The 21,946-nt window shown below is 37.6% G+C and carries 24 protein-coding genes; 3 read left to right on the forward strand and 21 right to left on the reverse strand.

Going from position 1 to position 21,946, the window contains the following annotated elements:
- Both H3T84_RS03990 and H3T84_RS03995 read left to right on the forward strand, forming a co-directional pair.
- Positions 1-1,293, forward strand: coding sequence for an N-acetylmuramoyl-L-alanine amidase (locus H3T84_RS03990; protein ID WP_232346097.1), 1,293 nt, complete (start codon positions 1-3; stop codon positions 1,291-1,293).
- A 635-nt stretch (positions 1,294-1,928) separates the two neighbouring features.
- On the forward strand, positions 1,929-2,402 hold the full coding sequence (locus H3T84_RS03995) for a hypothetical protein (RefSeq protein WP_198218167.1): 474 nt from the start codon (positions 1,929-1,931) through the stop codon (positions 2,400-2,402).
- A 212-nt stretch (positions 2,403-2,614) separates the two neighbouring features.
- Here the strand turns inward: H3T84_RS03995 and H3T84_RS04000 are convergent, their stop codons facing one another.
- The gene (locus H3T84_RS04000; RefSeq protein ID WP_198218169.1) at positions 2,615-2,953 is read right to left on the reverse strand and encodes a hypothetical protein; all 339 of its coding nucleotides are present in this window, start codon (positions 2,951-2,953) and stop codon (positions 2,615-2,617) included.
- 1,264 nt (positions 2,954-4,217) lie between these two features.
- Between H3T84_RS04000 and H3T84_RS04005 the strand changes: the two genes are divergently transcribed.
- Positions 4,218-4,949 (forward strand): polymer-forming cytoskeletal protein, encoded by a 732-nt coding sequence (locus H3T84_RS04005; protein WP_198218171.1) that lies wholly within the window; start codon positions 4,218-4,220, stop codon positions 4,947-4,949.
- 385 nt (positions 4,950-5,334) lie between these two features.
- On the opposite strand, the gene H3T84_RS04010 is transcribed toward H3T84_RS04005, so the two are convergent.
- The 20 genes from H3T84_RS04010 to H3T84_RS04105 form a co-directional block, all read right to left on the reverse strand.
- Positions 5,335-5,778, reverse strand: coding sequence for a hypothetical protein (locus H3T84_RS04010; protein WP_198218173.1), 444 nt, complete (start codon positions 5,776-5,778; stop codon positions 5,335-5,337).
- A 1-nt stretch (position 5,779) separates the two neighbouring features.
- Positions 5,780-6,763, reverse strand: a complete 984-nt coding sequence (locus tag H3T84_RS04015) for a hypothetical protein (RefSeq protein ID WP_037475393.1) — start codon at positions 6,761-6,763, stop codon at positions 5,780-5,782.
- A 3-nt stretch (positions 6,764-6,766) separates the two neighbouring features.
- Positions 6,767-7,333 carry a YmfQ family protein gene (locus H3T84_RS04020; RefSeq protein WP_037475395.1) on the reverse strand — a complete coding sequence of 189 codons (567 nt, stop codon included), beginning with the start codon at positions 7,331-7,333 and terminating at the stop codon, positions 6,767-6,769.
- Complete coding sequence (locus tag H3T84_RS04025) at positions 7,330-8,382, reverse strand: baseplate J/gp47 family protein (RefSeq protein ID WP_174833242.1); 1,053 nt, start codon at positions 8,380-8,382, stop codon at positions 7,330-7,332. Before H3T84_RS04025 ends, H3T84_RS04020 begins: the two co-directional genes overlap by 4 nt.
- 20 nt (positions 8,383-8,402) lie before the next feature.
- Complete coding sequence (locus H3T84_RS04030; protein ID WP_198218175.1) at positions 8,403-8,753, reverse strand: phage GP46 family protein; 351 nt, start codon at positions 8,751-8,753, stop codon at positions 8,403-8,405.
- Positions 8,754-8,839: 86 nt separating this feature from the next.
- Positions 8,840-9,520 (reverse strand): phage baseplate assembly protein V, encoded by a 681-nt coding sequence (locus H3T84_RS04035; RefSeq protein WP_037475399.1) that lies wholly within the window; start codon positions 9,518-9,520, stop codon positions 8,840-8,842.
- Between the two features lie 57 nt (positions 9,521-9,577).
- Positions 9,578-10,705 (reverse strand): phage baseplate assembly protein, encoded by a 1,128-nt coding sequence (locus H3T84_RS04040; protein WP_198218177.1) that lies wholly within the window; start codon positions 10,703-10,705, stop codon positions 9,578-9,580.
- On the reverse strand, positions 10,695-12,023 hold the full coding sequence (locus H3T84_RS04045) for a DNA circularization protein (protein WP_198218179.1): 1,329 nt from the start codon (positions 12,021-12,023) through the stop codon (positions 10,695-10,697). The genes H3T84_RS04040 and H3T84_RS04045 overlap by 11 nt, the downstream gene beginning before the upstream one ends.
- On the reverse strand, positions 12,023-14,542 hold the full coding sequence (locus H3T84_RS04050) for a hypothetical protein (protein WP_198218181.1): 2,520 nt from the start codon (positions 14,540-14,542) through the stop codon (positions 12,023-12,025). The genes H3T84_RS04045 and H3T84_RS04050 overlap by 1 nt, the downstream gene beginning before the upstream one ends.
- A gap of 117 nt (positions 14,543-14,659) precedes the next feature.
- Positions 14,660-14,842, reverse strand: coding sequence for a hypothetical protein (locus H3T84_RS04055; protein ID WP_232346098.1), 183 nt, complete (start codon positions 14,840-14,842; stop codon positions 14,660-14,662).
- Positions 14,843-14,886: 44 nt separating this feature from the next.
- Complete coding sequence (locus H3T84_RS04060; protein ID WP_037475408.1) at positions 14,887-15,264, reverse strand: hypothetical protein; 378 nt, start codon at positions 15,262-15,264, stop codon at positions 14,887-14,889.
- On the reverse strand, positions 15,264-15,650 hold the full coding sequence (locus H3T84_RS04065) for a hypothetical protein (RefSeq protein ID WP_037475410.1): 387 nt from the start codon (positions 15,648-15,650) through the stop codon (positions 15,264-15,266). The genes H3T84_RS04060 and H3T84_RS04065 overlap by 1 nt, the downstream gene beginning before the upstream one ends.
- A 59-nt stretch (positions 15,651-15,709) precedes the next feature.
- Positions 15,710-17,140, reverse strand: a complete 1,431-nt coding sequence (locus tag H3T84_RS04070; protein WP_198218414.1) for a phage tail sheath subtilisin-like domain-containing protein — start codon at positions 17,138-17,140, stop codon at positions 15,710-15,712.
- Positions 17,140-17,319 (reverse strand): DUF2635 domain-containing protein, encoded by a 180-nt coding sequence (locus tag H3T84_RS04075; protein ID WP_037475417.1) that lies wholly within the window; start codon positions 17,317-17,319, stop codon positions 17,140-17,142. Before H3T84_RS04075 ends, H3T84_RS04070 begins: the two co-directional genes overlap by 1 nt.
- A 28-nt stretch (positions 17,320-17,347) precedes the next feature.
- On the reverse strand, positions 17,348-17,947 hold the full coding sequence (locus H3T84_RS04080; RefSeq protein ID WP_174833238.1) for a phage protein Gp37: 600 nt from the start codon (positions 17,945-17,947) through the stop codon (positions 17,348-17,350).
- Positions 17,948-18,239: 292 nt separating this feature from the next.
- Positions 18,240-18,878: a hypothetical protein gene (locus H3T84_RS04085; protein WP_198218185.1), complete on the reverse strand. Its 639-nt coding sequence runs from the start codon at positions 18,876-18,878 to the stop codon at positions 18,240-18,242.
- 9 nt (positions 18,879-18,887) lie between these two features.
- Positions 18,888-19,784, reverse strand: coding sequence for a phage tail protein (locus H3T84_RS12080; protein ID WP_232346101.1), 897 nt, complete (start codon positions 19,782-19,784; stop codon positions 18,888-18,890).
- The gene (locus H3T84_RS04095) at positions 19,784-20,362 is read right to left on the reverse strand and encodes a phage tail protein (RefSeq protein ID WP_037475421.1); all 579 of its coding nucleotides are present in this window, start codon (positions 20,360-20,362) and stop codon (positions 19,784-19,786) included. Before H3T84_RS04095 ends, H3T84_RS12080 begins: the two co-directional genes overlap by 1 nt.
- The gene (locus H3T84_RS04100; RefSeq protein ID WP_037475423.1) at positions 20,355-21,500 is read right to left on the reverse strand and encodes a baseplate J/gp47 family protein; all 1,146 of its coding nucleotides are present in this window, start codon (positions 21,498-21,500) and stop codon (positions 20,355-20,357) included. The genes H3T84_RS04095 and H3T84_RS04100 overlap by 8 nt, the downstream gene beginning before the upstream one ends.
- Positions 21,497-21,868 carry a GPW/gp25 family protein gene (locus H3T84_RS04105; RefSeq protein ID WP_198218187.1) on the reverse strand — a complete coding sequence of 124 codons (372 nt, stop codon included), beginning with the start codon at positions 21,866-21,868 and terminating at the stop codon, positions 21,497-21,499. Before H3T84_RS04105 ends, H3T84_RS04100 begins: the two co-directional genes overlap by 4 nt.
- Positions 21,869-21,946: the final 78 nt, after the last annotated feature.

The following is a 21,946-nucleotide window of genomic DNA, read 5'->3' on the forward strand; positions in this document are numbered from 1 at the left end:
ATGTCAAACCATATCAGTCGCCGAAAACTCTTGATTGCTTCAACCGGCACGCTTTTAATCAGCCTTACCCCGATAGCACGCGCAGCTCAGGCAGGCGCCGATATTGTGGCTTCACGCATCTGGCCGGCCACAGCCTATACCAGGATGACATTAGAATCCACAACACCCATCCAATTTAAATATTTTCAGCTTAAAAATCCTGACCGGCTGGTTATTGATATTCAGGGTTCTGCTACCAATCAGCTTTTACGTGAACTGAGCAATAAAGTTCTCCCATTGGATCCCTATATCGCCAGTGTCCGCGTCGGACAATTTAATCCTGAAACCATCCGTATAGTGATGGATTTAAAAACCACCGTTAATCCTCAGGTATTTACCCTTGCACCGGTTGCTAATTTCAAAAACCGGCTGGTAGTGGATTTATATCCTACCGCCACAGTAGCTATAGAACAGGAAAAAAATGATCCGCTGATGGCACTTTTACAGGACTATAGCCACGGTAAAGTAAACAGTGACGGTACGACACGTCCACAAGCAACCGTGCCAACACCACCCGTGAAAACCAAGCCGCCTGCAGTACCCGGTACACCAAATAAACTTAACCGTCAGCCAGTGATTATGATTGATCCCGGACATGGCGGCGAAGACCCCGGAGCCATAGGACCATCAGGTCTGCGTGAAAAGGACGTGGTACTCGCCATAGGGCGTGAAGTAAAAAAGATATTGGATTCGTATGGTTACAAAACTTACATGACCCGAAATGAAGATATTTTTATCCCATTGGGTGTACGTGTTGCTAAAGCACGTAAACTCAAAGCCGATTTATTCATTTCGATCCATGCTGATGCTTTTACCAATCCATCAGCAAGAGGAACCGGTGTATATGCCCTTAATCCTAAGGGTGCTACCAGTGCAGCAGCCAAATATCTAGCACAAACGCAGAATGCAGCTGATTCTATTGGCGGGGTAAATTATTCAAGTGATAAAAATGTTAACAATACTCTGTTTGATCTGACTCAGACAGCAACCATCAATGATAGTCTGAAATTGGGTAAAGACGTGCTGAATCAACTGGCCAAAATTAACAACTTGCATAAAGGCAGTGTCGATCAGGCAAATTTTGCTGTCCTGAAAGCACCAGATATTCCATCAATTCTGGTTGAAACAGCATTTATTTCCAACCCAACTGAAGAACGATTACTTTCAGGTAGTGATTTCAGAAAAAAAGTAGCAAATTCTGTTGCTAATGGCATTAAAATTTATCTATCGACAGCTGTACTGGCACGCCGCTGATGAGAATGTTCAACGACACAACAATACAGTTATTATCCGAATTAATCTGTTTATTTCCATAAAAAATACTCAGATTGTAAGAAAACATGGGATATAAAGATAAAAAAGCTGCCACAGGCAGCTTAAAAAATGTCATCGAAAAATAAAATATTTTATATTTATACCTTTTTTATATATACTGAGCTTAAACTGCTCCCCTATTCCACTTTCATCGATAATAAACGATCGGGCTGCCGAAACCCCTACTTGACTTTCCTAATATCGACATTGTCGTATAAAGTCAGTGGTTAATTTGCTTTATAGTATGTCTCCCACAAAAAAAGCTTGCCACACTAGCAACCATCAAAATTAAAATGATCAATATTCGTCTTTATTGCTCATCATCCAATGCTCCTTTAAGCATAGAAAAAACTCTCATTTTATGGGAGTTTTTGCTTATTTCTCGTTCCGCAAACATATATTTTTACCTCACAAATAAATACTGAAAAATCAAATTCTGTTTTTTCTGCGGAATAGAAAAATGCAATCAATATTATAAAATCTAGTTGTTGTGGAGATCACAACTATTGAATACAAAATTAATATCTGATAGCTTTATTTTAAGATTTATAATCTGCAATAAAAAGGAATTTGAAATGAGTGGACAAGTTAATTATCTAGAAAAGGCTCCTAAATTAGGTCAGGAATATTATTATTTATATGTTAGGGAAAACCTCATTTATTCACTATTTAAGTGGCAAGGTAAAGACTTTGAACAATCATGGCTTAAAAATCATAGACTTTATCCAACTAAAAAAGATGTTATAAAAGCTGCTGAATTTCTAAAGAATTATTTAATATCGCATAAGGAACAGCTAAACTGTTTAACATCTTTTCCTATTTATAGTACCAAGTTATGGTATGGATTAGATATGGATGGTTTTAGTGACGACTACAAAGTTATAGATTTTTATCCTGAGGTTATAAATTTTAATCCTGAGAATGGGTATCTACAGAAATTATTAAATCTATCTCTGCTTTATAGAACTTCTGATGATTTAGAAAAGGCAGCGAACTTAATAACCGAAGCTTTAGCTCTGGAAAAGAAAAGATCTAAATGCAAACTTTGAGCTAAAATATCCAGTCATGTTCTCTTCTAAAAAGAGGATGTCTTTTTTTAAAAAAAGCACGTACTACCTTCAGCTGAAAAAATTCTACAGAAAATTAACCCATCAGTACTAGAAACAAATTAACAACTAATCAATCTAAGCACATTTAAACAAGTGTGCTTGTGTGGATTACTAGACATAGCCAGCAACTAACTGGCTTTGCTTTCTAATAACTACTTCTCATTAGTACTAAGTTTTCTGGAAGAAATTAAAACAGAAAGGGCATATCGACTGGGTAAAGGAGATGATTTAACTGTCTTACCTGCCCATATGCTTGGCCAGTAACAACGTGTTACTCTACCGCGTGAAAAAGCGGCAATTTTGACCTCGTCCCTCTGATTGCCACCCAGTACCATCAGATTGTCTTTTGCATCTTTCTCTACAATAAAAAAATCAACATGACCGCCATCTTGTCGTGTAAAAGTAACAATAAAGCCATATGCAGGCTTATCCAGCTTAGTCACTAATTGAGCATTATCACACTCTCTGGTTCTAAACCAGCTTTTGGGCACATACCGCCCAGTTTAACTCAATCAGTGCCCGACAAATAAGCCACATCAAAGCGTTATTTTTCACGCCACCATGCTTTGCGTGCCTTGTTGTAATAGCAATAGTATAAAGTCATATAAAAATTATCAGGTTGTGTTTAACACCTTTAGTCCCATGAATACCGATATACTTATATGCATAACTAATTCATAGTATTTCAATCTCTCCTTAATTTTCTTAAATCCTTTATGCATAAAAAGAGCATAAAAATAGCTTATTTGTATAGATAATTTAAATTAATTGATGTATTATTAAATTTCTCTTTTAATTAATTTAACGCCCTCAAAGACTACTCCCGTCGTGAGGGTATTTTTTTGACATAAAAAAGCCGGCATATTGCTGACTTGAATCTATTACATAATCAAATCACTATTACCGCTTTTCAGAAATAAACAACCAACCGTAAAAGGGAAAAAATTTTGACCAACAAATGTTAATTTAACCTCACCAGTATTTTCATTATAAATAGGTATTGCTTTTGAATTCAGGGCTAATAACAGTTTTCTTAGACCAAGCTCATTTAATGCATTTCTTCAATAGCATTATTTTCCTCTACTTCTTGAGTATTTGGTTAATTCTTTATTTTTTTTTGCTATTTAAATCCTTTGATACCTCTGGATATTCAGTAAATAGCTGCGCATTATACTTTTTGCGCTCCTCAGGATTTAACAGGGTATCTTTACAAAGCTTAGATATTCTAAAGATACCAATTGAAGCTGTGTAACAACCGCATTGCCTTTACCATCTTTGCCACTGTAGCTGTTGGCGCAACCCCTAAAAGCTTATATACCCCATTTGTTTAACCATTTGCTTTACATGCAGATCATGATTAAAAATTCTATAACTGTATTTATTGCTGTTTTTTTAATGTCTGCTGCTCTTTCAGTGTCCCCTGCTTTGTCTGTTAATAGAGATGCAGCACAGTGATATGGCCAGACAAATGCAGCAGAAAAAATATCAGGCAAAAGTAATGCTACGCCGCCCTAAGAAGTCTTGCCAAAACAGAACTAAAAAAATATCGATCAAATGTCCATAGTATTCTTGATATAATAAGTAAACTAAAAAGATGGATCCAAAGGATGAATGCAGAATGGTTGTAAATCACCAGAAAATCCAATCTAACAAATACCTTGTTGGTTTATTCCAAAATAATAGATGTAAAAATCAATTGATATTTTTAAAGACCAATTTCTAACCAAGTAATAGCTGGCTTTATATACAAATAATATGGAAAATAAATTTATTATTACTCATGATTGGTTAAGAGATAAAGGCGCCTATGATAATGATATAGAAGCTTTTGACAAGCATTTCCCCGATGGAGAGAATGCTATTAAAGTATTAAAAATGTGTGCAGATTGGGGGCATACAACTTTAGGAATTTGGTTGATAGGTAAATTGCCTTTCTGTGAAACATCCTTAGAGATTCAAAATACAAAAGATAACCTTTATTACCCTGGTAATGTATATATTAAAAATGATGTTAATCTTGATAATAGAATAATTTTCATTAAAGGTGAACTTAAGATTGACGGGAAACTTATTATTAGGGGCAAGGGAAATATCTACGCAAAATGTGTATATGCCAATGAAATTTATATGAATGGTATATTAGATATTCGTGCTAATATGGTCAATGCTGAAAGAATTAATATTAGCGCCATGGCAGGCATAACAGCCGAATGTATCAATACTAATGAAATAAAGCTTAATAATTCTGCAAGGATTCGTTCTAATATCAAAGCTTTGAATCTCACCATAAGCGATAGTGCAATTATTAGTGGCGATATTAAGGCTGAGAGTATTAATCTCACAGGTGGTGAAATTTATGGGGATGTTGTGAGTGATAATTTAACCAATAATCGGGGTTGTATAACTGGAGATGTGAAAGCTAATGAAATTACAATTATTAATGGTGGAACAATATCAAGAAAAATTAACACTTTGCATTTTCCTTAGCAATATCTTTAAAAATCGTAATGAATATAAAAAGCCGGCCTTTAGCTGGTTTTTTATTGGAGAATTAATATGAGCGATATATTAGAAAGAATCGTGAGAAAGTGTCGTTTGGGGAAGGTATGGTTAGTAACAATAAATGATGATGTAACCAATTACGGAACAAGTAAAAGAAATGCGGAATAAACAAATTACAATTTATATTTTTTATTAGATAAAACAACACTATTAATTTGAATTAGTTATTTTATTCGTCTGATTAAAAATAATCTAAGAGTGAATTTAAAAACCAAGACTGCCAATAACCTTACTGTAGGCAGCCTTAGCTTTTTACTCAAATTTCTTAATTAGAATATTCTCATTATTTATAATTTCTCAAATAAACTATTTAAAACTCCTGAGCCTCTTCCCATGAATTAAACAATTTATCAGGATCAATCTGTAAAATATTAGTTAAAAGATTCCATAACTCTTCAGAGGTTAAACTGAAAGACTGACTTTCCTGTAAGTAATTACGTAGCTTAATTAATGATTTTCCATTAAAGTTTTTTTCTATTACTGAGATTAAAGCATCTTTATTTTTATCAAATGATAATTCAGCCATAGTCAAAAACTGATAACGAGCAAGACAAATAGCATCTTTACGCTTTCTCAATAATTTTTCACTTTTTGTCATGTATTTTTCTGGTTGAAGGTGTCTGGATATTTCTTCATCTGTCATTATCCTGAATGCCCCTTTCCCCTCAGGCAATTGTTCGAGCCATTTATTTGCTAATTCTTCTGAATCAAAGGCATACACCATTTTATCATTACTGTTTAAATAATATTTCATTTTACCCTCTTCTCAATTCTGCCCACACTCTGATTGGCAAATTACCATTAAGGTAATAACCATGTCCGGGGGGTACAATGCCAAATAATGGCTTACGTTGCGAATCTTCATTACTTGTATTTACTTCCCCCAGTAATACACCATTGACAATTAGTTCAGCTGATCTATTGTTTGTATGATAAAAACTAATGGCTACTGCAATTGGCGATGAACTCTGATTTGTATAAGTTGTAGAATATCCACGCGCCCCTGTAACATCCGACCAATTCTGATTAACACCCAGTGAATTAACCTGACGTGTTGAAATGACAGCGTTACCATCTCCATTAAACCAGCAACTACCTGAAACATCTCCATTTAAAATAATTTGACGCGAATTTTTTAAAACTGTAGCCGATGCTGCATTGCCACTTGTATTTTGATTTCCTGCTATGTTTACTCCCGGCAAATCTATATTATTAGAACCATCAAAGTTAATACCACCAATTTTAATTGCATTACGTAATCTGGATGCCGTATAAGCATTACCAGATGTATCTTGATTACCTGGGATATTAACACCAGGTAAATCAATATCTGTTTTCGCATTAAAAACTATACCACCAATTTTACGGGCAGCAATTTGTGCTGCATACAAGGCTGTTTGAGCAGTACCATTCTTATCCAGTTTAGCTTGATTTAATGCTTTACCCTGTTTGGCAGACAATGCAGAACCTGCATCATCAGAATCCAATGTATCAATTATCTTGGTCACACCAGCTGTTTCTGCTGTCGCAGCAGCAGGAGCACTTGATGCAATTAACATTTTAATTGCCGTTATTACCTGATTATAGCTAGCTTTTTCCGGCTTTATTCCTGCCGCTGTTAAAATAGCAATTAATTCAGCCTGTACTTGATTGAGCCAACTTGCCGGTAAAATGGTACCTAATTCATTTATACCATTACCATCATGAAAAAGCCCGTCCTGTGTATCAATAGGGTACATTATTTATTTGTCCTTATATGTAAATTTTATATCGGTAAATGCAGGTTTCAGATCTTTTAAAACACTTTCAATAATGACATCACCGTATGCTGTTAATCTGTCTCCTGCTGTTGACATGCCGGCGCGAAACCGTGTTGCACGGCTGTCAGCATTTTTAACATTGACCCACCATACCCACATAATGTCTTCACGAGCCAGCCTGTCACCAGCACGATTAACTCCTGCACGGAATGGTTGAGGTTCAGTGATATTTATGTCATAACCAATTGAAGCAGCCATTTGTTTAAAATAAGGAATACTCAGACCACCGGTTTCATTAATTTTAGTTATGACAGCCAATATTCTCTGTTGTCCGTTTTTGCCTGAACTATCCAGATTCAGTAATTTTTCCCAACGTATAAGATAGTTTCCAGAAGTGCGCGGATCAATGACACCAAGTTTACGGCGTGCAGCATTTTGCACTTCATCCAGACAATTACCATCAATAGTAGCCGCATTTCTCACGGATGTTCCGGTACGATTGTAGGCTACTGGCGGAAACAATCCCAAAAGAGTATTTATGTAACTCATAGTAAGCTCACATCTACATTACCCAGCATAAACCACTCAACTTTCGTGTTTTTTTCGGCTACGAGATTAGTAGTAGGCTGAGTCATTTTCCGGTCAGTCACATTGGATACATCACTGATAACAGCTTCCAGCTGAGAAATAATGACACTATCACCAGGTTTCAATGCACTAAAATGTTCCTGCAAGGCCTGTCTGATAGCTGTAGTTGCAGTATCAAGACTTATTCCGGATAAGCTTACCTTAACCTTAATATCCACTCGGGTTACGTCCGGCTTGATTACATAACTGTTTTTCGCGGTAACAGGTCGTACTGAATCAATATAATCCTGAACTTTGCTGACAATCTCATCACTAGGTACATTATTGCTACTGGTAATAACAATATCTACAGTACCCAGTCCACGACGCAGAGGATATACATAAGCACTGGTCACTCCATCAACACTCAGAGCCCATGCACGATAATCATATTTATTTCCGCCAGCAGGAGGACGACGTAATAAATCCAGTAGCCGGTTTAATAATGAAGAGTCACTTTCAATGTCAGTGCCACCAATTGCCTGTATAAGATTAACATCTGTAGATATGCCTACCGGAGAAGCCATAAACTGTGCTGGTTTATTATACTGATTTGACTCAGAACCGGCCGAAACGGCTATTATTGATAAAACAGCAGTTCCATCTTCTCCAATTACTGCATCCTCCTGAACTGAATACAAATAATCACCACATTTAATTTGCAATTTTGCTTCTACAGAAGATCCTGGAATCCCATAAACTCTAGCTGTGCCGCTGGCAAAGGTAGCATTTTTTCGTCGTATGCCACGAAGATTACAATGTCTTTCCAGATAATCAGAATCTGCTGTATCTGGAAAAAACTGTTTTAATATCCAAGCCTGATGAGCATACTGTCCTGTTGCACAACTGGCTAAACTACTAGCACGTATATAATTATCACTATCTGAAGAAATATCAGCTTCCGGGTTTAAAGAAACCGTATCACGCAAAATAGCATTGCGTATTTCCTCGAATGTTGGAATATTATGCATATTCAAAATCCATTTATTTTTTAAATTACTCTAACCGGACATTCAACTACAAATTTTTCTCCGGTTAATTGAGTCACCTGTATATTCAAATTCAGCATGCCGTTATGTGCCTGCATAGTAGTTACAGAGATATCCACTGCCCGCCCGTCATCCAGAATCGGCTGTAAAGCCTGTTGTGCATACTGCTTGGCAAGCAAACTGACAGATTGCAAATCTTTTTCGCGCTCAAGTGTATACAATAAAGAACCTAATTTTTTATCAGCCCAGTAACTACCTAACGGAGTCATCAGACGCAGATAGACTGCATTTTGCAAATAATTTATAATTTTTCCGGAATAATCACCGGTTCTAGTATCTATTTCTCTATCCATAAACTACTCCTTTATAATATTTATAATTAATTCTGTAGTTTACTAAAATAGCTATTTCAAATAAGTTAGAGATGCCTGCTCAAATATCAGACGGGTTTACCCACTCTGTACTCATGATCATGGCCAGAAAGACTTATACCTTTGGCCGTAACATCCCCAACAGTAGTATAGCTACCATTAGTTTGTACAATATTTCCTGAAAATGTTGCCCCTTGCCCTCCTTTAATATCCATTCCGCCATTTCCATTAATTTGACCGGCAGCAGTAATTTCTTCAGAGCAGTTAACGTTTTTTGCACTTATATTCACACCTGCCTGAGCATCAATATTAATTCCGGCTGCTGCCTCAATTTTGACTCCCGACGGAGCTTTAATATTCAGAATTTCACAATCAATTTCTATCAGCCTGCCATTTTTTAAAGTAATCGAAGCACCTGACTGGTTATAGACAGCTACTTCTCCGGCAGCCAGAGCTTTTATGCGATATGCACCATGTTCAGTTGCAATAATAATTCCATGACTAGTCTGACCACTTAAAGGAAGAACAATTGCTTCCGAGCCTACTGGCGGATTACTTGTAAAACCAAATTGCTGTAACTGTTCAACATCCTGTAATACCTCATCTGCGAGAGCTGCTACCTGAGCAGACTGTATTGCCTGAGCTGCATTTACCTTTGTCAGTTTGCCCCGAAAAGCCTGCCTGACTGAACTTGTGGTATTGTTAATTGTTGTTCTTGTTTTACTTACTAACTTCGCAACATAACTCATCTATTTCACCGATTAATTGAATTTTATTTTTAAATAAACAACTGATTATTTTCTTACCTATTTAATTTTCCGGTTAGTCACACCCTTACGCCTACCTTTACGTGAACGCGCCGCTGCAGATTTTTTCACATAGGCATCCGGAGTCCAGATACCATCTTCTTTTAATCTCAGCTCAGTCAGCGTGCCACCATTACGATTAAGAAAAAAACGCCGCCCCATCAGAAAAAAAATAGCATCAATCTGCTGATCTTCATCAATGACATGAACACGCTGTCCGGGCTGCCACAAAACACCATCCTGTGTTTTATGATCTGCCACAGTAATAGTTAAACTGAATCCTTCCAGCCGCCAGTCTGACAACATTTTCTTTGCCTGAACCTTCAATTGTTCCAGATTTTCTGCATCACCGATCACCACTGTTTTCGGTTTGTATAAAGTCATCGTTTCGTCTTTATAGACCCATTTCAAATCGTGCTTCGATGAATCTGCAAACCGAGTATGGCTCTGACCAAGAAAAGTAACTTCCGAATAACGATTTTCAGTATTGTATTCAATTTGGATACTTTGAATATTGCGTCTGTTATCATATTTACTGTGACTTAATGTTGCTACTGGCGGACTGGAATAATCAGCACCGCCAATAACCAAAGTTCCATCAGGTTCCAGCCAGACATGTAATCCTGCCTTGTAAGCAATTTTACTGAGTGCCTGCCATGCAGTTTCTCCCGGTTCGATATCCACTTTATCAAGTACGGGATTTTTTTCTGCCTTTAATATAACTTTTTTAATTTGTTTCCATGGCTCAGCTATTTTTTGTGCTGCAGCTAAAACATTCATTCCTTTAACATTAATTTGTTTAACACTGCAATCAACCAGCAAACCGGCGAGATCACGGCCATTAAAGGTAATACTATGATTGCTTTTGTCAACCATTTCATTTTGATGACCAATAATTCCTGTCATAATTAACTGATTATTAATTAAAACTTCACACTGTAAAGAGCTATAATCAGCTAAAACACCCTGATCTTGTGAAACGTTAGTTTCAAAACTAAAGGCATCAGCAGGAATCAGAAAATCACTATCAATATCATAACTGAGCCAGTCTTTATGTTCTTTTCCTCCTATGCGTACTACTACCTCGTTACCATAAGGATAAGGAAAAATATTATTTTCATTTAACATAATAATTAATCCAATCACTACTTTGGATAAATGATGGGTGGTACAAATGTGGATTGAGACGCATTAATTCATTTACTCGGTTAATATCTTTGTAAAGAAAATATGCCAGTTGATGAATTGTCCCATTCATATTCGCCTTTTTAGTACGCATTGGCGGTTTCTGATTAATAATAGCCAAGACATAATCATTAAATTGTGCAGCTATATCCGCCAGTATCTGATTTATTATGGTTGTCTGAGTATAAATAGCTGCCGCATTAGAACTTTTAATATTATCAGCATAATTATAAGTTTCTCGTAAATCATCTATCAACTTCTGAATTTGCTTACGAAGGCTGTTATTAATATAAAGCAACTCATTAGCTGTTACTACATCACTATTTATTTCTATTACACCAACCATATTCTGAATTAAATAACCGATACTTATTAACTTCACAATCTGTGCAACAGGTTGCATTTGTATATCTGCAATCTTTTGAACATGATTTGTCACTTCCTTCTCAGAATCTTGTATATTCTGATTATGCAAAATATTATCAGGCAATTGATTGAGAATGTTTACCCGATTATTGACAGAATCATAAACCTGTCTGGTATTTAAAGTACCAGTAGCATAACGAGTATCACTTTCAATCCCTTTTGCTACCATTCTGACTAAGGACTGAACCAGTTTACTTACATCACGATTATAAGAAGCTGAAGAAAAATTTTTACCTGACAAATATTCAACAGGGTCTAAATCAAAAAAGCTACGAACACTACCAGCCACACCGCATAATGCGGCGAATACACCATTGATACCTCCCCATAAAGACGAGACTCCATCCCGGACACTTAAAATCGTATCGGAATAACCTAATAATTGTTGTGTATATTTGTCTAATGTATTCTGCAACTGTTCTAATTTGACTAACCATTGATTTTCAAATAAAAATATTGGTGAAGATTCTTTTGCCTCGTAAAATGTTATATCTAGTGCTACATAATTTACTGAATCTGCTTCAGTTCTAAACGACCAGCTTGCAGCAATCATGTTTTGTAACAAACCTAAAACAGGATGAACCAGAGTACCGGCACCTGGCTCTTCTAATACGGCCAGTAACTGTGATAACTGCGTATCAAAACCGCTGCCAAAATAAACAGCAGCAACCTGACATTGTCTTCCAAACGTACCCATATCTTCAATATCAGATCCATTTGCAAATGGGCGACCATGCCTTACCAGCGCTTTTTCATTTTTATCACTAATGGAAATGACATCAAAAGCAATATTTTTATAACTGGCTTTTTGCAGATTATTTTTCCACATTGTCATTATTGTGCACCTCCACGATTATACATTTGCAGCTGATTGCGTGAAACCGCATTACTTATTACTCTGCCATCAAGAGTTACTGTTAAATTATTCTGAATAATCTGCTGTTGACTCATCAGAATATTAGCTACTTTATCTAAACGAATACCAAGCTCCTGTACCAGCATTTGTACAGCATTCTGAAATTCCACATTTTGTTGCATAAGCGGTGGCTGTACTGCTCCCGGCTGTCCTTCCATTGGAGGCAATGTTGCCATATTCTGTCTGTACGCAAGCATCATTGATGCAGTTGGTGTCATATTGGCAGTAGATATTATCTGATCTTTTTGGCAGGCAAATATCGACTCTCTGTCACTCAATCCATTATTCAATCCATATGCATACTGATATGGTAAAGAAAAAGATCGCCTATCATTTAAGACATCATTAGAGTTATCCGACTCATTAGTTTTATTATTCTGAGTTACTGCATCGCCAACTTTGTCGCCCAGAAAACTACCACCAATACCTCCGATCAGACCACCCAGTATTCCACCAATAGCTGACCCCACACCAGGAAGAATAAGTGTTCCAATACCTGCGCCTAACTGTGCACCAGCCCAGGCTCCGGCCAAACCACCAGCCGCATTGGTGGTATTTTTAATTTGTGCATTCTTTTTTTCTTCTTGAGTTAAACTATCATCGTTTTGAATGGCATAAATATTATAGGCATTCTCAGCTACAGCAAGCGCCCAGTTGGCTCTGCCAAGTACTCTAGTTGCTGTTTTAACTGGAATAGCTTTGCTTCGCAAACGAAGTTTACGTCTGCCCGGAGCAGTTTTTTTACCTTTATTTCGATTGGATTTTTTTCTCTCCCCGTCAAAATCATCCGGCAAATCAATATCTCCGCCACCTCTGCTGCCAGACAAAGAACCAAGGGCTGTCAATGCGGTAATAGCACTGCCGGCAGCAGCTGCTAAAGCGGTTATAGCCAGAGTAAGGTCTGGGAACTGAGCAGATAATTCGGTTAATTTAGTTTGAAAATTGACTAATGGTTCAACAGCATCACTTCTGCCTAATGTTGCCAAAGCTTTGTTTTTTTCCTGCTGACGTTCAGGATCTGCTGACAATACCGCTAAATGTTTTGCTGTCAGACCACCGGCATCATTTTGAAGTGCATTCATCTGTGGCAACATCAGATTATTATTCAGATTTGCATTAACCGCATCTCTTGCTTCAGAAGGAATGAACGGCAATAGCTTATTCTGACGAGCCTCCATCTGTTGCTGTGCATATATATCGCCGGCATCCGCTTTTAGCTTTAAATTCTGATAATTCTTATCTTGAGCAAGGATATCACTACAAATTTTTATCAAGGACTGGGCATCATTTAAACCTTGGCTGTTACCTTGCTCTCTGATTTTGTTCCAATCAAGATATTTGCCCGGATTATTAGGATCTTTAACCTTACTCAGACTCTTAAGCAGATCCGGATTAGTCAGAACATCCAGAAAAGCCTTAACACTTTTACTGGCATCCTCATTCGATTCAGATTTTTTTGAACTGGCTTGCAGAGTTGAAATTAAATAATCAATTCCTCTGGCACCTGATATTCCTGCATTTTTTCCTGAAAATAATAAATCCGGCAATTCTGCATTTAATTCGGCAATAGTAAATTTACCCTGACTGCCGGCAGCAATAATATGATCTGAAATAGTGCTATAATCTTTATTTTGCAATCCATAGTCGGCAAATGACTTATATAGCTTGGCCGTATTTTCATAATCATACTCCCCTGCATTGGTAGCTGATCCGACCATAGTACGGTGTGCATAAGGAATAGTTGCCTTAACCTGATCTAAAGACATATCCTGCTGCAGCATATTGATAATCAGATCAAGGGCAGCCTGTGATGTACCGCCATTCTGTGCAACAAGCCCCTGCACCATTGACTGAATTTCTTTTACACCCTGTGTCTTAATCCAGTCAGCTGATTTATTTTTATCTGTACCATATGCTTTTTCTGCCGCCTGAATTACGCTGGAACGTAATTTTTTTTCATCATCTATTGCTGGTTTAATAGCCGTATAGACAGACTTTCCACCTCGGATAATCTCACTTCCGACAGTTTTGGCAACGCCCAGTTTAGATGATTTTGTTTGTTGTGCTGCAATATTTTTTTGAATTTTAGAACTTTTTTCTAACTCTTTATTTAATTCGCGAATGCTATTGCGAGAAGCCTTAGTTGCATTCTGCATTTGCCTTTGTGCTGCATTAGCTGTAGCTGAGAAATCTTTATATGCTTTTTTAGTTTTACCAATTTCTTTTTGTATTTCCTGTTCGGAACGAACTTCCTTTCTTAATCGTATATCTGCGGCCCGCTGATATTCACGCTGAATTTGCTGAATAATTCTGATTTGTGATTTTCCAGCTTTTTCACCTTCTTGAATTGCAACTGCAGAAGTACGTTTTATTTGCTGCTCTAATTTTTTTACCTCCTCAGTCATTTTTATGATGGAGGTCTCCTGATTTGAAGACATGTCAATACTTTCGCTTAATTGTTGATTATATTTGTTCTGGATAATTTAAAAGACTTTCAAATGAACAAGCCAGAGCAAGACCATACAAAAAGCCCTGTCCGCAGACAGGGCTTTAAATCAATCAGACTGTTTAGCTACTAAATTATTTTTATCTGGTTGATATGGTTTTGGTTTTCTTTGCCGTAAGGAAATAATAACATTATCATCATCATTTTTTATGCCCATACTTTCCAAAACACTTTCAATCCAGACAGATACTTCAGCATGACACATCTTACTAACCATGTCTGGTGTAATCATCGATTTAGCCAGCAAAATACATGCCTGTCGATAATTTTTATGAGCTACTTCAAAGTTACGTTGCTGTTTGCTTGCTCTGATGCCGCTGGGTCTGACTGGCCAGCGGCAATCGATTTTGAACGTAAAGTTTCCATACTTGTTAAAATTGACTGATAATCTTCAGATGCAAGATTGTGTAACAAAAATTCAACGCTTAGATTTTCTGCAGTAATGCCAGAAACCTCTAACTGCTGAGCCCAGTAAGCCAGTGTAGTCAGAATTGCCTTTTTTGCATTAGAAGCATCCTTAATCAAACTGGTCTCCTCAATCACTTCTAATGCTTGAAGTTCATCAGCCAAAGTCAATGGTTTGACCGTATAATCAAAATACATCTGGCCATTGTATTCCAGACCATAAACCAGTTTTCCAGTCTCTTTTAACATTATTCTACCACTTTATCCAAAGCAAACATTTCAATATCACGCCGGGCTTCGTTTTCGACACTGTATTCTTCCGAGCATTTTGTGCTGGTACAACCAATGTAGCTAACACGGGCTTCATCTGCATTACGCGGATAAATAGTAATTTTTGCATTGGTAATATTATCCCAGTCAATTCCACTCTCATCCAATGGAATAGCTGCACTGACACTCATGGTGTATTCAGTTACACCATCTGCATAACCACGTACTTTACCTGATTTATTCATGGTTTTAACCACTTTACGACCGGTAGTCACTTCAGGTTTAAAACTTGTAATTTCTACTTCACGGCCATTTACTTCCATAATTACCGCACCGGCATATTTGGCACCAGTTTTATTTGCCATAATTTTTCCTTTATATAGACAAGGTGTTAACTTTTAAATTAACACCTTTTTTGATTAATTTATAAATACAGATCCACTCGGGCTGCCAGTACATGCAGACCATTAACTACATCAGCAGGAATAACTGCATCCAGACGATTAGGATCATTCGGATTGCGCTGTACAATCAATTTATCTTTATTTTCCAGAACAGCTTCCAGAATTTCTGCATTTTCACACTGATTCAATACATCCAGAATTTCTGAACGTACCCTTAAGGGTGTTCTTTCCGAGAGTTTCTCACGCGGAAAACGCAAGGCAATACGCTGATTAACTGCATCGCGAACATAGTCAAGTGTGCGAATTGTAGTAATATCAAGTAAAGCCGGATCATCCGTACCTGTAGAATTTTTTACATAAGTGGATACAGCACGCATAATCTGTACACGGTTATTGACTATCTGCAGAGGAGTTAAACCGTTATATAAAGCACTGTTAAACTCAGCAAATAATGGCCAGTCAGCATCGGCGGTTACTCTCAGACCTTTTACTTCCAGGGTATTGAGCGGGCGTGCAGGATCAGTTTCACTGGCAATTACTGCTGCATAACCAGCTGCTATAATTGCATTACCTTCAATAGCATTTTTGTACCATGCAATTGTAATACGTCCGCTATTAATACTATTAGCAAAAGTAGTCCCTGTACTAAGCGTATCACGCCATCCCATAACCCCAATACAACCACGTTTTTCAATTGCATTAGAAACCAGATCAATATGATCAGACAATTTTTTAGCATTTGATTTATCTGTAAATGCATTACAAATAATCTGGTAATGTTTTCCTGCTACTTGCTCAAGCGCCTGGCTGATATCCGGATTTATCTGACCACCTTGAAAAGTATTTATATCGAGTAATACTTCACCTGTGCTGGCACTATCAGCATTAAACGAAGCTAATAAGGAAATATCATTACCAATCAAACCATGATTTCTAGATGTAAGTTTGATTACACCTCCATCCGTTTGCGCAACAGCAAGCGTATCCGCATTATTAATGATTCTAGCCATTTTTTCTGCAATAGATGTAGGTGTGTCACCACCATTTACTGCTAACTGGCAATCAATGCCACCAATACTTACAGTAAAAATTCCCGAATTAGTTGATGCATTCGAAATGGTAATTTTTACACTTGCTGTCGCTGCTATACTTTGTTCAGCATCATTAATACCAATAACAGTCAGATCCAGATATGGATTATTGGTAAATGCCTGTTTAACACAGTGATGAGCCCAGGAACCCTCACCAAATAAAGTGGCTGCATCTACATCACTAAATAATTGTACCGGGGTTAATGGCGGCTGTTTACCTGTTAACAACATAGGTGCGATCAGTAGCATTTTTTGTGGATTAGCCGGTAGCCCTCTTACTGCAGTACGAGTATTAAATTCAATATACCGGCCTGGTACACGAATGTCGTTACGCACAGTATCAAACTGAATATTATCAATCATTCATTTACTCCTATTTCATTTTCTTTTAAGTTTTCCGTTACCATTATCAGGTCTCCATCATTTACCAATCGACGGTAATATAGACTTTCTGGTACTTCAACTGGTTGATTTGTAATGTAAGAATTAACACGATTTTCCTTAGGTACGCGTAAACCGTCTGCTGCTTTAACTTTCATCTGTTCTTTCATATAAGCTTGTTATGAATCAGCTTGGTATATTTTTATTTTTTATATTTAATATTAAAGAATTAAATTGTGATGGCGGTTCAGAAGTTTGCCCTTTGAAGAGACTGAATAAATAGTCAGGATTATTTTTATCAGTTGTGTATTCAGGATAGCCATCACTATCAATCCCATAAATATCACAGACAGCTTCAAATTCGATAGCAACAATATCCAGATTTTTAATTTTACTATCAAGAGGACTAATAAAAACCGGACGTATCGTTTTTGGCTGTAAACCCAAACTATTTAACTCTTCATTCAATCTTTGACCCGCTAAGAGGCGTAATACCGAATAAACCAAATCATTAATATCAACAGAGAGCTGGGATGTGGTATCTTTAACACGATTACATACACATACTATATAGAACCCGGCAATCAGTTCATAACGTTGCCGCCCTGAATCTTTTACTTTTACCAGTGCCTGATTGAAGGTTAATAAAATAGCAGGTGCTTTTTTTAATCCGACTATAGCCTCTTTATTATCTATCGGACCCGGATATGGACTAATTTCAAATACCATTGAACCTAGTCCCTGCTCCAGACGTTTAATGATTTTATTTTGAATTTTTTTTAGCACAACAAATTTATTTACTCCTTTCCTTACATACAATTTTTATTATGAAACTTTCTATCTAAAAGACTATTTATTTTTATTAATTTATACTCATAAATAATAAATTAAAATTGTTTAAATAATCTTTGATTCTTTAGAATTTAATTATTTTATTTATAAATATTAAATCAATTTATATAAAAAGAATTTATAGATCCGCATAACAGTAATATATTTTTATTAATAATCTAAATTTAAAATTTAATTAATTAAACATTATTTTTTAACTATTGATACAGGTATATTTTATTTTATATTAAATATTTTTAGCTTCTTCCCATATTTTAAATATGTCACCTGGTTTGATTTGCAAGATATCAATAAGAAAATTCCACCACAATTCGCTATCTAATCTAAATTGTGAAGTTTCACAAATATAATTACGTGTTTTAATCAATTCAATTTGAGATAAGGTAGCTCCTGCAATTTCAATCAATGATTCCTTATCTTTACCGAGACTAATTTCCAGTTGAGAAAGCATTTGTGTACGAGATAATGAACCCGCATTATTGCGCTTATCCTGTAAGCGTAACTGTTCAGCATCCGCTTTTTCTATCCAGTTATTTGTTTTATCAGACCATTGATGATACTTATCAGGGCAAGGTATTGTTGTTACAGTAGCTGGCAATACACCCAATTCATTGATAACAAATACCTCCCTGTTTTTTTTACTATAAACAGTTTCTCCGCGATGATCTTCAATATACTGCCATGTATCACCTGTCCATTGGGCTATATAACCATGTTTGGACTCTGGCTGCTTAGCCAGTATAGAGAATCTAGGAAGCAAATAATGATTATTATCCAGTGGATCTAAGTCAGCGATAGTCATTCCAACAAAATAATTATTTTCGTTTAACTGACATACAGAAAGATTTTTTTTATAAGATACCATCTTTATTCCTTAAATTTTAATGCAGGCTAATAATGCAACATTTCTTGGACGATTTTCCTCACCAGCCCCATCCTGTACACCCCTAGTACCAACTACCCTATAATTCGGATTAATTGAAATACCTACTTTATCACTATACATTACTCCTCCATCTCCCATTACGACTGGAATTCCTCCCCATATAGAATTAGTAATAGTGGTATCTTTAGATATTAGCCCATTTATACTACTCGTCCATGCTTCCATATTATGGGAATGGTCTAAAATTTGCTGATTTTGGGTGCTACCCATTAAACGCTTTTTATCAAGTCTACGCCCGTCATCCCAGCCACGTAAAAATTCCCCCCGCAAATCAGGCAAATTAAATGTTGTTTTCTCATCTCCTGCACCAAATGTAGTACCAATTGCGGCAAACAAATTTGCATAGAGTGTACGAGATACTTCTGCACCATTAGCTTTTAACCAGCCAACAGGAGCAGTTTCCATGGCAAAAAACTGTATGGCCCCTGCTGGGGTAGCATTAATATCTGCACTACCATCAAATGACACACCATTTATTGTGCATATTGTTCGCAATCTGGTAGCAGTAGCAGCATTTCCCGATGTATCCTGATTTCCGGGCTTATTTACTCCGGGTAAATCAATATCCGCTGAACCATCAAATGCGACCCCACCCACATTTCTGGCTTTGCTAAGTTTGTCAGCTACCTGTGCTTTTTTAGCCAAATCTGCACTGGCAGCAGTAGCTGATTTATCCAGTTTATTGTCTTTCAGCCATTTGGTTCGGTTGGCCAACTGTCGTGTCGGTACATTATCGATACCATTTTCCCCGCCCAATACCGGATCGGATGTTTCCCATTGATAAATACCTTCTTCCCAGAACGAAGATTCTTTTAAATTTGCCATTAAGCAGTTCCTTTGTTAAATGAGCCATCCCGCTGTGCCTTTCCGTTATGCTGTAGTGGTACAGCAGTATAGTCGAGACTGGAAAGCACACAGCGTGCCGGAGCAAAAGCAGCCAGAGTTTGACGTAATAAAGCTGCCTGTTGATTAGTAATCGGGTGATTCAGTAAAATACAGTAATGCGCCCAGTAACTATTATGTCCGTGTACATATATCCCACCGCGCTGAATATTACCGTTGTGCCTCTGGTGATTGAGCCCTTCAATAATCGTTATTTCACCAAAACCGAGGCGGCGGACAATCTCCCGTAACGACCAGGGTGTTCCTTTATTGCGATGAAGCTCGTATGCACCTTTAATCAATTGCCGTTTGGCCTGATCGCTTTCTGCCAGCCAGTATCCGTTTACTCCGAGAATACAATGGCTTTCAGCCAGAAGTTCAAGATGATCGGCCAATACCAGTTCTACTAGCCTGGGCATAAGCTGTGGTGTAGACACCAAATCCAGACGCAATCCCAGAGCAGCCAGTGCCCGCATCCGCTGATCACGCTCAATTACTGCTGCATAGGTCAGCCTAGCCATCCACTGCCTCCTCAGCTATGCTCAGAGTCAGATCAGTACAGTGTGCCCATGTATCAGCAGCAATCTTAGTCAACGCTAAATCCGGTGTGGCAACGTTATAAACACCATCAACTTTTAATAATGACTGTATAACTAACGGAACTACATCTACTCCGAGTCGTTGCTCCTGACTAATCTGATATTGCTGCCAGGCAGTTCGGGCTGCAGCAAGCACAGTTCTTGCATCGGCACCAATATACAAAGTTAATATTGCATTTACCTGATAAGTAAACGTTTTCGGAGCCCGTACAATCACCTGATCACATAGTGGACGTATCCGCTCATCAGACAAAGCAGACTGAACCTGATTAACTAGTTCTGCTGAGGGCAAACCGGTTTTTGTAAGCAAATTCACTGCAACAACACCTCCCAAGGGTTTACCTTGTTTATCAGTATCATTGCTTACAAAAACATCAATGATGTCCTGACTAACTTGTCTGGCAAAATATTCATAGGCTCCTACAGGTCCGGCAACTGAAAATGATTCAGGAGCAAGCAGAATACGTACCCGATAAGCATCATCGCTTTCAACATCTACTCCACCACTTGATATCGTGACATTGCTGACCTTAATTTCAGCAATATCGGTCAAATGATCAGCTAAAGTGTTTATCTGGCCTGGTGACCAGCCATTTCCTATGATTCCCGTTGCCTGACAGACAGCATTGAGCTCAATGCTGGGAGTAGTTGCGGTAAGCATACCTGCTGCTGTAGTAGTAAATATCAGCGAGTCCACTGTAACTCTGGTTTCTTTCGGGATCACAATCTGCTCTTTACCTTTTAGTACAGCCTGAAAGCGAAGTGTTGTTTGTGCCGGCTGGGCCTGTAATCGCGGAGTGTTAACATCATCACCACATAAATCCAGCATCAGGCCGGTAGCAAAACGAACATGCTGCTGCCGGTAAGCCTCATTTACCTGTTGACGGGTTAATGCCTCGCGATAGGCGTAAGTATTAATCAGTAAGCGTTCAATATGCGCCGGCTGTAGTGTTTTGCCCGTACGATTCTGATAATCATTTATGGTATCGGCCAGAATCGTTGCCAGATCGTCCTCAACTATTTTTACATCTGTTCGTGAAAGCTTAGTTAAATCTGTCATTTTTGTACCAACCCAATATTTGTTTGATAAATTTCACCGGCTACCTCTTCTGCGATCCGCCAATGAACAGTTATCGTCAGTTTAGGTGCGTGACCAGTAAAAGATACCTGCTCCACTACCACACGCTTTTCCCAGGTTTGAATAGCGAGAATTACTTCAAGGGTTACACCCGGAATAAAGACATCTTCTGGTGTATCCAGATAGTCCAGATGGTCTGAACCAAAAGTCGGCCGGGTTACATCTGTCCCTTTACGGGTTATTAAAATATTCAAAATACATTGATTAATATCATCAATACCGGTAACAATATCGCAGCCACTATTCAGTGGCGCTAGCTGCCAGTGGCGGGTACGCGGTGTTATGGTCATAGCGGTTTTCCAAAAAATAAAAATCCCTGTCAGAATGAACAGGGATATAAAAAATAAGAATTAGCAGAGCGTTTCGCT

Origin of the sequence: Snodgrassella sp. M0110, from assembly GCF_016101465.1 — a bacterium.
In the GTDB taxonomy this organism is placed as follows: domain Bacteria; phylum Pseudomonadota; class Gammaproteobacteria; order Burkholderiales; family Neisseriaceae; genus Snodgrassella; species Snodgrassella alvi.

Coding starts and splice junctions, on each gene's coding strand:
- H3T84_RS04065 (WP_037475410.1), bottom strand. CDS start 15,650: ATGGCAAATAAAACTGGTGCCAAATATGCCGGTGCGGTAATTATGGAA.
- H3T84_RS04050 (WP_198218181.1), bottom strand. CDS start 14,542: ATGTCTTCAAATCAGGAGACCTCCATCATAAAAATGACTGAGGAGGTA.
- H3T84_RS04100 (WP_037475423.1), bottom strand. CDS start 21,500: ATGACAGATTTAACTAAGCTTTCACGAACAGATGTAAAAATAGTTGAG.
- H3T84_RS04010 (WP_198218173.1), bottom strand. CDS start 5,778: ATGAAATATTATTTAAACAGTAATGATAAAATGGTGTATGCCTTTGAT.
- H3T84_RS04015 (WP_037475393.1), bottom strand. CDS start 6,763: ATGTACCCTATTGATACACAGGACGGGCTTTTTCATGATGGTAATGGT.
- H3T84_RS04030 (WP_198218175.1), bottom strand. CDS start 8,753: ATGGATAGAGAAATAGATACTAGAACCGGTGATTATTCCGGAAAAATT.
- H3T84_RS03990 (WP_232346097.1), top strand. CDS start 1: ATGTCAAACCATATCAGTCGCCGAAAACTCTTGATTGCTTCAACCGGC.
- H3T84_RS04105 (WP_198218187.1), bottom strand. CDS start 21,868: ATGACCATAACACCGCGTACCCGCCACTGGCAGCTAGCGCCACTGAAT.
- H3T84_RS04085 (WP_198218185.1), bottom strand. CDS start 18,878: ATGGTATCTTATAAAAAAAATCTTTCTGTATGTCAGTTAAACGAAAAT.
- H3T84_RS04095 (WP_037475421.1), bottom strand. CDS start 20,362: ATGGCTAGGCTGACCTATGCAGCAGTAATTGAGCGTGATCAGCGGATG.
- H3T84_RS04075 (WP_037475417.1), bottom strand. CDS start 17,319: ATGAAAGTTAAAGCAGCAGACGGTTTACGCGTACCTAAGGAAAATCGT.
- H3T84_RS04040 (WP_198218177.1), bottom strand. CDS start 10,705: ATGTTAAATGAAAATAATATTTTTCCTTATCCTTATGGTAACGAGGTA.
- H3T84_RS03995 (WP_198218167.1), top strand. CDS start 1,929: ATGAGTGGACAAGTTAATTATCTAGAAAAGGCTCCTAAATTAGGTCAG.
- H3T84_RS04045 (WP_198218179.1), bottom strand. CDS start 12,023: ATGACAATGTGGAAAAATAATCTGCAAAAAGCCAGTTATAAAAATATT.
- H3T84_RS12080 (WP_232346101.1), bottom strand. CDS start 19,784: ATGGCAAATTTAAAAGAATCTTCGTTCTGGGAAGAAGGTATTTATCAA.
- H3T84_RS04055 (WP_232346098.1), bottom strand. CDS start 14,842: ATGATTACACCAGACATGGTTAGTAAGATGTGTCATGCTGAAGTATCT.
- H3T84_RS04020 (WP_037475395.1), bottom strand. CDS start 7,333: ATGAGTTACATAAATACTCTTTTGGGATTGTTTCCGCCAGTAGCCTAC.
- H3T84_RS04060 (WP_037475408.1), bottom strand. CDS start 15,264: ATGTTAAAAGAGACTGGAAAACTGGTTTATGGTCTGGAATACAATGGC.
- H3T84_RS04025 (WP_174833242.1), bottom strand. CDS start 8,382: ATGCATAATATTCCAACATTCGAGGAAATACGCAATGCTATTTTGCGT.
- H3T84_RS04035 (WP_037475399.1), bottom strand. CDS start 9,520: ATGAGTTATGTTGCGAAGTTAGTAAGTAAAACAAGAACAACAATTAAC.
- H3T84_RS04005 (WP_198218171.1), top strand. CDS start 4,218: ATGGAAAATAAATTTATTATTACTCATGATTGGTTAAGAGATAAAGGC.